General features: G+C 55.0%; 10 protein-coding genes and 1 pseudogene. 3 read left to right on the top strand and 8 right to left on the bottom strand.

What is annotated here, in order from left to right; translation table 11 throughout:
* Nucleotides 1-301 (top strand): transposase (locus IFT47_RS26885; RefSeq protein WP_244657586.1); only part of this gene is annotated, 301 nt, incomplete at its 5' end.
* Between the two features lie 132 nt (nucleotides 302-433).
* Here IFT47_RS26885 and IFT47_RS26880 read toward each other — a convergent pair.
* From IFT47_RS26880 to IFT47_RS28425, 3 genes are all read right to left on the bottom strand, one after another.
* Nucleotides 434-1,069: a TetR/AcrR family transcriptional regulator gene (locus IFT47_RS26880; protein WP_274598154.1), complete on the bottom strand. Its 636-nt coding sequence runs from the start codon at nucleotides 1,067-1,069 to the stop codon at nucleotides 434-436.
* Nucleotides 1,070-1,163: 94 nt separating this feature from the next.
* Nucleotides 1,164-3,005: a CocE/NonD family hydrolase gene (locus tag IFT47_RS26875; RefSeq protein ID WP_192175080.1), complete on the bottom strand. Its 1,842-nt coding sequence runs from the start codon at nucleotides 3,003-3,005 to the stop codon at nucleotides 1,164-1,166.
* A gap of 301 nt (nucleotides 3,006-3,306) precedes the next feature.
* On the bottom strand, nucleotides 3,307-3,813 hold the full coding sequence (locus IFT47_RS28425; protein ID WP_373366007.1) for a TetR/AcrR family transcriptional regulator: 507 nt from the start codon (nucleotides 3,811-3,813) through the stop codon (nucleotides 3,307-3,309).
* A gap of 204 nt (nucleotides 3,814-4,017) precedes the next feature.
* Between IFT47_RS28425 and IFT47_RS26865 the strand changes: the two are divergent.
* Nucleotides 4,018-5,050: pseudogene (locus tag IFT47_RS26865) on the top strand (IS30 family transposase).
* An 11-nt stretch (nucleotides 5,051-5,061) separates the two neighbouring features.
* Here IFT47_RS26865 and IFT47_RS26860 read toward each other — a convergent pair.
* Entirely contained in the window at nucleotides 5,062-5,526 is a 465-nt protein-coding gene (locus tag IFT47_RS26860) for a MarR family winged helix-turn-helix transcriptional regulator (protein WP_044310633.1), read from the bottom strand.
* Between the two features lie 104 nt (nucleotides 5,527-5,630).
* Nucleotides 5,631-6,386, bottom strand: a complete 756-nt coding sequence (locus IFT47_RS26855; RefSeq protein ID WP_192175081.1) for an IclR family transcriptional regulator — start codon at nucleotides 6,384-6,386, stop codon at nucleotides 5,631-5,633.
* Nucleotides 6,387-6,578: 192 nt separating this feature from the next.
* Here IFT47_RS26855 and IFT47_RS26850 point away from each other — a divergent pair, with 192 nt between their 5' ends.
* Nucleotides 6,579-7,736: an MFS transporter gene (locus IFT47_RS26850; protein ID WP_044310635.1), complete on the top strand. Its 1,158-nt coding sequence runs from the start codon at nucleotides 6,579-6,581 to the stop codon at nucleotides 7,734-7,736.
* Nucleotides 7,737-7,797: 61 nt separating this feature from the next.
* On the opposite strand, the gene IFT47_RS26845 is transcribed toward IFT47_RS26850, so the two are convergent.
* The 3 genes from IFT47_RS26845 to IFT47_RS26835 form a co-directional block, all read right to left on the bottom strand.
* Nucleotides 7,798-8,811: a zinc-dependent alcohol dehydrogenase family protein gene (locus tag IFT47_RS26845; protein WP_192175082.1), complete on the bottom strand. Its 1,014-nt coding sequence runs from the start codon at nucleotides 8,809-8,811 to the stop codon at nucleotides 7,798-7,800.
* A gap of 83 nt (nucleotides 8,812-8,894) precedes the next feature.
* Nucleotides 8,895-10,349 (bottom strand): glycoside hydrolase family 1 protein, encoded by a 1,455-nt coding sequence (locus IFT47_RS26840; RefSeq protein ID WP_103750999.1) that lies wholly within the window; start codon nucleotides 10,347-10,349, stop codon nucleotides 8,895-8,897.
* A gap of 294 nt (nucleotides 10,350-10,643) precedes the next feature.
* Complete coding sequence (locus tag IFT47_RS26835; RefSeq protein WP_044310638.1) at nucleotides 10,644-11,417, bottom strand: L-iditol 2-dehydrogenase; 774 nt, start codon at nucleotides 11,415-11,417, stop codon at nucleotides 10,644-10,646.
* Between the last annotated feature and the right edge of the window lie 3 nt (nucleotides 11,418-11,420).

Raw genomic sequence — 11,420 nt, 5'->3', positions numbered from 1 at the left:
AACTGGTGCCCACTTAAATTTAAGTGCACACCATGTCCTGGCTTTGCGGGGCTGGGTAGATGACTTGGCCGGACGGATACGCCTGTTGTACAAAGCCAAGCGCAAGATCGAGTACTGCAAAGCGCAGACACGCGCCAAGGTTGAGCATCCGTTTCGGGTCATTAAGCGCCAGTTTGGTTACGTGAAAGTACGCTTTCGTGGGCTGATGAAAAACACGGCCCAACTGACCACGCTGTTCGCCCTGTCGAACCTGTGGATGGCTCGAAAACGACTGATGGGTTTGGGTGAGTTGCGCACTTAACACAGAGAACCGGGCGGAAAACCTCCGCTGCACACTGTATTAGGCCGTTTTCAGGGAATAGTCGCTAAGTGCCGGCGAATTACGGCATGCCATCGCTGCGCGGAAAGTTGATCGGAGCATCCCTAGCACTGGCTACGCAGGCAGCGCCTGTACAAACATTGCGATGGCTTGCTCGGCGATTTGCTTTTTGAGCTTCAAAGTCAGTTTTTTTTTGCCACAGAACACGCTGGGTGCCACAATTGGCAATGACACAGCGGAAGTCAGCATCCCGAAGAAGAGGCGTTCATTCGGGGCGACAATCACGCCTGCCGCTTGAGCCTTGGCAATGATCGGTTTTGAAGAGACGCTGAAGGGCCCGACAAGCTCGACGCTCAGCTTAGTCAATCGGACTCCAGGGTTGCTGGCTTCTTGAATGAGAAATGCTGGGAACTCGGGCATTTCATATGAAATGTCAGCAAACAAACGAATAAATCCGATGATTGCATCTCTAGGATGGCTATCCACCTGAACGGCCAAAAGCCTTAGTTGTTCCAGATGGTGCAGTTGTCTTTCAGCAAGGTGCTCGACAACCGCGTCCCATAAATTCGCTTTGGAGCCAAAAATCCGGCCAACGAGGGCCATGTCGACCCCTGCGTCAGACGCCAGGGCTCTTAGCGAAACGCCTTCATAGCCGTACTTGGAAAAGGACTGAAGCGCTGATCGTAGCAGTGCCTCTCTACCGCTCGGCTCGCCGCTGCGGCGCCGACCGCGTGCCGGTTTGACTGGCAATGTCTCGTTCAACGAATTTCCTAATATGGGAGGAAGCTAGTGCGATACGTCTTTGAAGCCGTGGCCAATTGAGGTTCAACTGGCCACGGCTCGATCAGATGGTAACCAAAGGGATCAACAGGTGGCTATCATACTGGCCGCCCATGTGGATGACATGGCGACCCTGATTGCGTGAGACGGGCGTCGGAACCCGCTGTTCCCCAATAGCTTTCGGCGAGGTGTCAGCTTTTCCACCATAGGAACGCACCGCGACCTTCTGCTTAGGATCGTAGGTGAAACTGTCCTGTGCTACCTCAATGGGCACCGCCCCGAAGCCCATATCGAACCGGGTGTCCATTGGCTGGTGAGCGCTGATGGTCAGGTATAGCTCCTCCCCCCGCTTGTACCGCATCGCCATTGGCCAGATCCCAATTTCGACAGGGACGACCTCCCCAGGCTTCAGCAATTGCTCACGCTCATGCTTCAGGTACGGTTCGAAATGAGTCGAGTTAACGCTATCAAGCTCTCGTTGGGATACGCGCAGTAGACCGGTTGCCGCCACTGGGCCCACCATGCCTTCACCGAGCTCGCGATTGTATGGATTACCTTCCGAATCGCGCTTCTCGACCGTGACTGACAGCTCCATGTCGTTTGCGCCCTCAGCCTCGACCCACAGACGAAGCTTCATGTAGCCGATAAGCTCTACATCCTGATCGAACCGATAGGTGAAATGGACGCTGCCTTTGGGCGCAACTTGATAGGTCGTTTTACCCTCATGTGGAGGCTTTTCCTCAATCAAGCCATTTGAATCATTTAAGTAGAGGCTTTTGGCTTCAACGCGCGTGGGAGGCCAGGCATCTTCCACCCTGTCAACCACATCGGTGCCGCTCGGATCCAGGACGCAAATGCGGACTCTAGGGGTGTCCTGCCATCCATTGGCCTCACCCTTGAGGTAATGATCGAAGAACTTCAGCAATTCCTGCTCATACTTCGGCGTATAGAAGTCGAGCCACTCATTGGTGTTGTTGACTCGCAGCCATTTATCTTTCGAACCCAGCTTGCGGAACCCCTCGAAGCTTCCATGTGTGTGAGCAGCGTTTGTATAGCTGGCTACAACATAAGTGGGCACCTGAATTCGTTCGAGCCGTGCCTTCTTGTCCTCCCAGTAAGGGCTCATCAACTGCTGCTCAATGATCATCCTGGGTTGATCTTCAATGTAGTTCTTACCAGCGAAGGTCTGGATGATTGCTTCAGGAAACGCGGGGGCTGGGATACCACCACGGTTTCCAGTTTCACGAAAATGATCACTGAAACCTTCCCAGGGAGCGATTGCGGCCAGATGTGGAGGTTGCTCCGCCGCGATGAACCATTGCGAAACGGCCAACCAGGAATTGCCAGCCATGCCGACCTTCCCCGAACACCACGGCTGCTCGGCACACCATTCGATGAAGTCATATCCGTCCTCTGCAAGCTGACGCCCCCAGTAGGAGATATTACCCTCAGAATTGTAGGCACCCCGGGGGTCTGGGTTCAACACTACATATCCCTGCTCAACCCAGAAAGCCGGATCGGCACCTTCAAATTTCTGTAGCTCCGACACCCACTCCAGCGGCACTCCAGCACGGCCGTGAATGTCGTCCAACCATTGGCCTCCTAGCTGCTTTCCATAGGGGCTCCACGAGATCAGCGCAGGGTACTTACCACTCTTTGCGGGACGGAACACATCCACATACATCGTCACGCCGTCGCGCATCTTCACCGCGACGTCGCGCTCTAGAACGATATCCACCGGCAATGGCTTGGCACCGGCACGTCGGACTGAGCCCTCAGGCAGAACGACTTGGCCGGGGGAAAACCCCATATACCGGGCGCGGGGAGCCTCTGGAGGCAGAGCTTTACGGTAAGGAACTGGCAGACGGTTGTTGCCATAAATTCGGGTGGGAAACGTTTTTTTCATGACGTCATCTCCAATGTGGTGGCTCTAGCAACGTTGCCGAGAGCGGACATGAAAGCGGCACCGACTGCACCCGCCAAGACTGTACGGCGGGGCATTATCAGCACTTCAGAAAATTTATTCTTCAATTCACGCCTCCATAAATCATCGATTGATGATTTATATTGTACGCGTTCCTTGGCCCTGTCAAAGGTCACCTGACGAGACGCCTTTACCCCATGCCGCGCGACAAAGGAGAGTGCGAAACTGTTCGATAGCGGTAAGGCATCCAGCAGTAATCAGCAGGGGACGGTAATGAGGATAGTCAGGGACCTACAACGAGCCCATTCGCCGACGACCGCCAACGTTTCAACCGCCAGTTCGAACATGATTCGCCCGACGTCAGCCTCGGCGAAACCCGTCCGGAATAGACACCCGGGTATAGAATTGAGGAGGCCGACCAACGCACTAGCGACCTCGGTGGCGCAGTGCTCACTTTCGACCAAAGGGAGAAGGATGTTGTACAGAATCGACGTGTACTCCTCTGCATACTGGTCAACGCGGCGTCGTACGCTCCGGTCAAATTCCGCCGTTCCTTTTCAAGCAGCTGGAAATGAAGCGGAATTGATCGATACACCTGTATGTGGGAGATCACGAACGATTGCAACCGCGCAGAGGACGTGGTGGCCGTAACGGTAGAGGCACGCCGGTTCGGAAGGAGGAGCGCGTCGTAGACCGCTTCCAGGAATTCGAACAACAACTGCTCTTTGCTTTCAAAGTAGTGATAAATCGATCCAGCCTTCAGGCCCACCCGTTGCGCGAGGTCTCGCATGGTCACCTGCTTGAAGCCGTTCTCTGCAAAAAGTCGTAGCGCAGTATCGCGACGATGTTCGAAGACATTGCCAGCACGGGCGTCCCTCGATAATTCTTTCAGCGCAACATTTATGACTTCCACACTCACCAAATCAATGGCTAAAGCAGGGCGGCGGCAAAAACTGAGTGCAACACCTCACCTTTCCGGTACGGTGCTGCCCCCATGTCTTACTCCGAACTCAGCGTTGAAGAACGCGCCATCATTCAAATCGGTCATGCCCAAGGTTTCAGCCTGCGTAGGATTACCTGCTTGATCAACCGATCTCCTTCGACTATCAGCCGAGAGCTGCGCCGCAATCGAGATGCCAGTGGCGGCTATTTAGCCCGCGTAGCCCAGCAGCAGATGCAGGCCCGCCGCCAGGTTTGTCGACCGATGCGCAAGCTGTTGCTAGGTAGCGAGCGCTTCGAGCTGGTGGCTCATATGCAGCGTGAGCGTTTGTCTCCCGAGCAGATTGCCGGCAAGCTGCGCAGCATGAATATTCCCAGCCTCAGAGAGGCCTACGTCTGTCGCGAGACGATTTATAACGCGATCTATGCCCTGCCGGTCGGTGAACTGCGCAAGGAACTGATCATCTGCCTGCGTCAAAGCAAGACGACGTGCAGACCGCGCTCTGGCGGTGTGGATCGGCGCGGCCAGATCCCTGAGATGGTCAGCATTCATGTGCGTCCACCGGAGATCGAAGACCGGCTGATCCCAGGGCATTGGAAGGCGACCCGATCAAGGGCAAGGGCAAGGCCAACGCCTCGTCGGTAGGCACGCTGGTGGAGCGCACCAGTGGCTACCTGATGCTGGTGAAGATGAACGCCGCGACGGCGACCTCGGCGATGGAGGGCTTCAGCGCCGCGCTAAATGGCATGCCGCTGGCAATGCGCAAGAGCATGACGTACGACCAAGGCCGAGAAATGGCGCGGCATGCTGAAATCACCCAGCAGACCGGGGTGGCAATTTACGTCTGCGACCCGCACAGCCCCTGGCAGCGCGGCAGCAACGAAAACATAAATGGCCTGATCCGCCAGTACCTGCCCAAAGGCACAGACCTGTCGGTCACAGCCAGGAAGAACTGAATGCCATCGCGCTGCAACTGAACATGCGTCCACGTAAGCGCTTCGACTTCGAATGCTCAATCGAAGTTATGGGTAAGGTGATGCAGGAAGCCATGGCTATGCGGCATGATGCTCCAGCGTCAATTCAATAACCGTGTTGCACTCAGCTCCTGCAACCGCCCAGCTTCAACAGAAGGCTATGGAGGTGCATCTTTTCAGCTCGACTGACGCCTGAGCAGATCGCACCATCGCTTGCCAAGGCGACGATTTTGAGCCGTTCGACCAACGCTGACCCATCGTTACTCAGCTGGAGGAAATTCGTCCGCTTGTCTTGGGTGCCTCGCGTTTTCACGACTAGCTCGCGACGTCCAAGCTTCTTGAGCAAATGCACAATCTGTGAGCGTTCCACGGCCAATTGCCGCGCCAGAACAACTTGGGAAATGCCTGGACACTGCTCGACAACCAGCATTGCTGAGGACTGCGTCGGCCTGAGTCGGTACTGGTGAAATTGTTCAGCCAAGTGCGGGCTCATTCGGATCTGAACCCTACGAACCGTATAACCGAGCAGGTCATCCAGACGCACGTTGCTGGATCCATCCGTGCCTGACTTCTGCAGAAACGCACTCATCCGATTGCCCTCCCAGGGCCCGCACCTTTATTGCGTTATCTCTCAAAATCCAAACTTTGCTGGAAGCGTCAGGGCTCTAGGCCCGTTGGACGAGTAGGGTTGACTTAATGAGCACCTATCACCGCTTCGATTTGAGATTTGCATTGAATAAGCGCATTTTTCAGTTCTTCAAAATGGTCTTGGAACCTGAGCGCCGGTACTGCCAAGGCCAACGCATACTGATCGACGAATCCGGTGCGCAGTGTCAGACCTATGCCGCACACCCCACGCGCATGCTCCTCCCTGTCGATAAAGCATCCGGACTTCGCACCGACTACCAGGTCAGCCCTCAGTGCATCAATGTTCACAAGAGTCTGTTCAGTACGTTTTTCTAACGAAAACCCTGTCGACAACATCGTAAAGACATCGTCGCTTAGCTGGGCCAGCAACGCTTTGCCGTGGGCCGTGCAGTGAATCGGAAACGCAGTACCTATTGCTGAAACAACCCGCAGCTCCTGATCCGACGCGTACTGGTCAACCAAAACAGAATGGGTACCCCGGTAGATGCATAGATCGACCGTTTCTCGGGTGCTACGCCCAAGCGCTTCGATGTAAGGACGAGCAATGCCGATCACGTCTTTGTGCGCTGACGCCGCCAAGCGCACCAAGGCAGGCCCAAGTCTCACTCCGCTTCCATCAGTGATCACCAGTTGCTGTGCTTCCAGCGAGCTGACCATTCGATGAACTGTAGTCTTAGGTAGATCGCAGGCCCGGCTCAGCTCTCCGAGGCTCGCGCCGAACGGAAACTTTTCAAGAGCCGTCAGGATCGCTGCAGCACGGGCGATCACTTGCTTCCCAGACCCTTCTTTCTCTTGACTCATCTATGAATTCCCTACCAAGCAATCATCTCGAAAGCATACCTCATCCTTCATCCATGACCTCGCTATGCCACGATCGGCCCGCGCGCGTTTTCAATAAGGTTATCCGGCGGTAAAAGCTTGACAGCTCAAGCTGAAGCGCTGAGCATGTTCCGATCAGTGGTTTTATAATCCACCATACGGAACGAGCAAAGCATGACTTCTCACACTTCCACGCCGTCAGCCTTAGCTGCCTTCACGCTCCTTGCGATTGCATGCCTCACAATCATGGTGGGATGCGTAATCGTCCCTGGCCTTCCTAGAATTGCTGGAGAGCTCGGGATCGATCACGGGGTCGGCCTTCTCGTGACCCTCCCGGCGCTAGGCGTAGTACTGTTTGGGCCTATAGCAGGAAGGCTTGTGGATCGATTTGGGCTGTATAACTCCTTGATGGCAGGACTGATTGCCTATGGAGCGCTGGGGATGGCTGGGGCCGCAATACACGGCCCATGGGCTGTATACACCGACCGCCTCTGTCTCGGTGCTGCTACCGCAGTTATCATGTCGAGTGGTACAGGATTGATTTCCGCGCTCTACACCGGATCCGCACGCCTAACCATGATTGCCCGACAGGGCATGTCGATCGAATTGGGAGGGGTTGTATTCCTGTTTATCGGCGGCTTGCTTGCAACGATCGGATGGGCTTGGCCATTTGTGCTCTACCTGGTCGCTTGGATTTTCGCCGCGATGTTGTTTTGCTTCGTCCCGCGCCTACAGCACAGCCCGCAAGAGAGAGGCGATGAGGGCGGCCGTGATGCGGCAGTGCCCCAATCATTGAAGATAGTGTTCACAGCTGCGGTTATGTCAATGCTGTGCTTCTTTACCGGCATTATCGTGCTGCCAATCGCTCTGCGTGAGCTCGGACTCAATGAAGCCCAGACCGGGTATTTTCTGTCATTTATATCGTTGATCGCTGTCGGCGCCGCCGCCATGATGCCCCGATTCGTCAACAGGATTGGGGAACACCGCACCATTGCCATAGCGTTTGCTTGCTACGCGGTAGCCCATGTTGTCTTCGCTATAGGCGATGGATTGTCGATTTATCTAGGGGGCGCGATCGCGCTCGGCGCGGGTTTCGGACTGTCAGTACCCTTGGTCAACCACATGACGATTGAGCAAAGCCACAGCCAGCTACGCGGCCGAAACCTTGCCTATCTGTCGATGGCCATCTTCTTCGGTCAGTTTATTTCCGCCGGTATGGAGCTCATCCCTGGTAATCCCGAGGTCATTTTTTCCAGTGCAGCGGCTCTGGGGTTGGTCAGTGCAGTACTCCTACTGGCCGGCCACCAGCAACAACGTGCCCACTTGGGTTAAGAGACTTAAGAGCTAAAAAGTGGGCACCCGATGGTGCCTACTTTCAACGAGTACCCATTGTCTATTTCGTATGGTCTATCACGATTTTCCCAAAATGTTGGCCGCTCTCCATATGTCTGAAAGCGCCTTGTAAATCCGAAAGCGGAAATACGGTATCGATCACTGGCTGCAGTTGATTTGCCTCAATCGCCTTGACCATGTTTTCAAGATCTTGCCGGGAAGCTACGGTGATGCCCTGCAAGCGAATCTGCTTGCCCATCATCGCCGCCAACGGAACATAGCCACCAATCCCTGTAAGCACGCCTATCAATGCGATAGAGCCGCCCACACGAGATGCTTCGATGGACTGGGCCAACGTTCCCTGCCCGCCGACCTCAACGACATGATCAACCCCCACCCCTCCACTTAAAGCCCTGACGCGCTGCCCCCAGTTCTCATCCTGCGAATAGTTCACGCACTCGCCGACACCCAGCGCACGAAGCTTTTCAAGCTTAGAATCAGCTGACGATGTACCGATAACCGTTGCGCCCAGCATCCTGCTGAACTGCACAGCGAATATCGATACGCCGCCGGTTCCCAGCGTTAACACGGAGTCCCCCGGTTTGACCTGATTCTCGACCACTAGCGCACGCCAGGCCGTAAGAGCCGCTGTCGTCAGCGTTGCGCATCCGAAGGCATCAAGGTTGCTGGGCGCATGAACAAAATGTGAGGCCGGTTTGGTCACAAAAGAGCAAGCGAAACCATCTACGCCGTCCCCTGGAACGGTAGAAAATCCATGTACTTTTTGTCGACCTGAGTTCCAAGATGGGAAGAAGCAACTGATGACGCGGTCTCCTGCCTGGAATTGAGTTACACCGTCCCCTACTGATTCCACTATGCAGCATGCGTCAGAAAGCAGGACGCGGCCAGGTTCACTAGGCAATCGACCCATCACGACATTGTAATCATGCTGATTCAACGAAGTGGCCAACACCCGTACCGTGATCTCTCCCGGACACGGTTCACTCTGGACGGATTCGTTATCCGAAACGATGTGTTCGATACCGGGGATCTTACCCAGGCGGAAAGTCGGCATGATGCTTCTCCTAAAATCAATGATGTCAGGGGGGCGATTCCCCATTTTAGATGCTGTTGAATGTCGAGCGACAAGCCCCTCCATCAAGGCTTTGAGCAATCGGCTTCAGAAACGTGTTCCCCTTTGATAATCCTTGAATAGAGCAGCGCACTATCTTTCGGAGTTCTCTTCTGTGTGTCGAAATCGACGTAAATCATCCCGAACCGGCTGCCGTAGCCGCTGAGCCATTCGAGGTTATCGTGGCTAGACCAGACGTGGTAGCCCTGTACATCTGACCCTGCCTCAATCGCCTGCTTCATAGCGTCAATGTGGGTAACCAGATATCGGCATCGGTTGACATCATGCACTGAGCCATTAACCAGCGTGTCTTCGTCGGGGAAGCCGGCACCGTTTTCAGTGATGAATACGGTTGGGTTACCGTAATCGGAGCGGATACGATCGAGCAGAAGGCGAAACTGGTCTGGTCTTACTGCCCCATTGAAAGCTGCTCGAACTCCGGCCGGAATCCACATTTGGGGATTGTATTCACTGACACCTGCCGTATGCCGAACGTACAGCGGCGAGTAGAAATTAACGCCTAAGTAGTCAAATTTCGCCGCACCGATCCGCTCCGCATCTCCCGGCTGCACATCGATAGCGAGGCCTCTACTGCTAGCAAGATCAAGAACGTCCTTTGGATAATGGCCTTTGTACATTGCATCAAGGAACCAGCGATTCAACACCCCATCAGCGAGCTTAGCATCGCGCTTATCCTCAACAGACGCTCCATCACCTGTCAGCATGGGGAATAGCGGCACCGCTAGACCCAGTCGACCTTGATACCCGCTCGCCGCAAAGCTTTCTTTGGCGGCAGCGGATGCAAGCAGGATGTGGTTGAAGACCTTAAGTGCTTTTTCTAGGTGAGCCGCATCAGGAATGATCGCTAGCGTCCCTGGCTTACCGGCCAGCCGTTCTTCAGCCATTTCTTGAGTGGCGCGCTCAACGGATGGCTCGTTGACCAGGACGAACAGGTCAACCTGGTCGTGGAAATTGGCAAATACCACGTCTGCGTATTTCTTGAACCAATCCACGGATTTGCGATTGGCCCATCCCCCTTCACGCGACAGGCTCGCAGGCATATCCCAGTGGTAGAGGGTGAGCATCGGTTTGATTCCCGCTGCTTTGAGATCGGTAATGAATTGACGATAGTGTGCAACAGCTTTCGGGTTTACTGGCCCTAAGCCGTCGGGAATCAGCCGAGTCCAGGAAATCGAGAAGCGATAGCTCGTTAACCCGAGCTTCTTCATCATGGCGATATCTTCAAGGTACTGACTGCGATCATAGAAATTGATTGCCGTGGCACCGGAGACGCCCGGCCCAGCGAGGCTATGCTCATCGAGGTAAACATCCCAGATGGAGGGGCCACGATTGTCCACTCGTGTAGCGCCCTCAACCTGATAGGCAGCCGAGGCCGCCCCCCACCGGAATGGTTCCGCACCCTGCGAAACGTTCGACGTCAATGAGAAGGCAAGAGGAAGCAAAGCTGCTAAGCGGATCATGATTGGTGTCCTAGGGTCTGAGCATCATTGATATGTGTAATCGATCAACGGAGCAGCCCATTAAATCATCATATGATGACTTGACGCTAGGATCGTTCGATTGTGCAGTTTCGACAATGGTAGCTACCACGTGTGCCATGCTTCAACGAGAGTAGGCAATGCTGAAAGGGCAGGAGCTTCGAATAAGTCTTCCCGCCCGGCGAACGGATTAAATGACCCAAGGAAAGCTAAGGACGCTAGCTCAAATCACACATGACGAGTGCGACCTCATTGACGATCTGGTGGATCGACCGGTTAGCTCATCCAGTTGCCGCCATCAACGTTATAGGTCTGCGCAACGATGTAATCGCTCTCGGCACCAGCCAGGAAGATGGCCATGCCCACCAGATCCTCTGCGGTGCCCATCCGCCCATATGGGACTTCCAGCCCGACCAGCTTTTTCTTCTCACCCAGTGGGCGGTTTTCGTGCTTCGCGAACAGCGCATCGACGCCATCCCAATGCTCCCCATCCACGACGCCGGGAGCGATCGCATTGACATTGATCTTGTTCTTGATCAAGTTCAGGCCTGCGGATTGAGTCAGGCTAATAACTGCGGCCTTAGTCGCGCAGTAGACACCCACCAGGGCTTCACCGCGACGACCGGCCTGGCTGGCCATGTTGATGATCTTCCCACCGTGCCCTTGTGCGATCATTTGCTTGGCTGCTGCCTGGAGCGTAAAGAGGGTGCCGCTAACGTTGATCGCGAAAAGCCTGTCATAGCTCTCCCGGGTGATCTCCGTGATCGGGGCAAGATCGAACAACGCGGCATTGTTCACCAGGATGTCGAGCTTTCCGGCATGGGCAACGACAGCGCCAATTGCAGCGTCAATGGATGCCTGATTGGTGACGTCCATCTCCACAGCATAAGCTTGGTCACCCAGCTCGGCAGCCGTGGCTTGGGCGCGTTCCAGGTTGATGTCGGCGATTGCAACCGTTGCGCCCTCCCGAATGTAGGCTTGAGCAAACGAGCGACCGATACCGCGCGCGGAGCCTGTGATCAGCGCGCTTTTTCCTTCGAGACGTTTCATAGA

Origin of the sequence: Pseudomonas sp. CFBP 13711 (assembly GCF_014842265.1) — a bacterium.
In the GTDB taxonomy this organism is placed as follows: domain Bacteria; phylum Pseudomonadota; class Gammaproteobacteria; order Pseudomonadales; family Pseudomonadaceae; genus Aquipseudomonas.
This window is presented reverse-complemented; position numbering and strand designations above follow the sequence as displayed.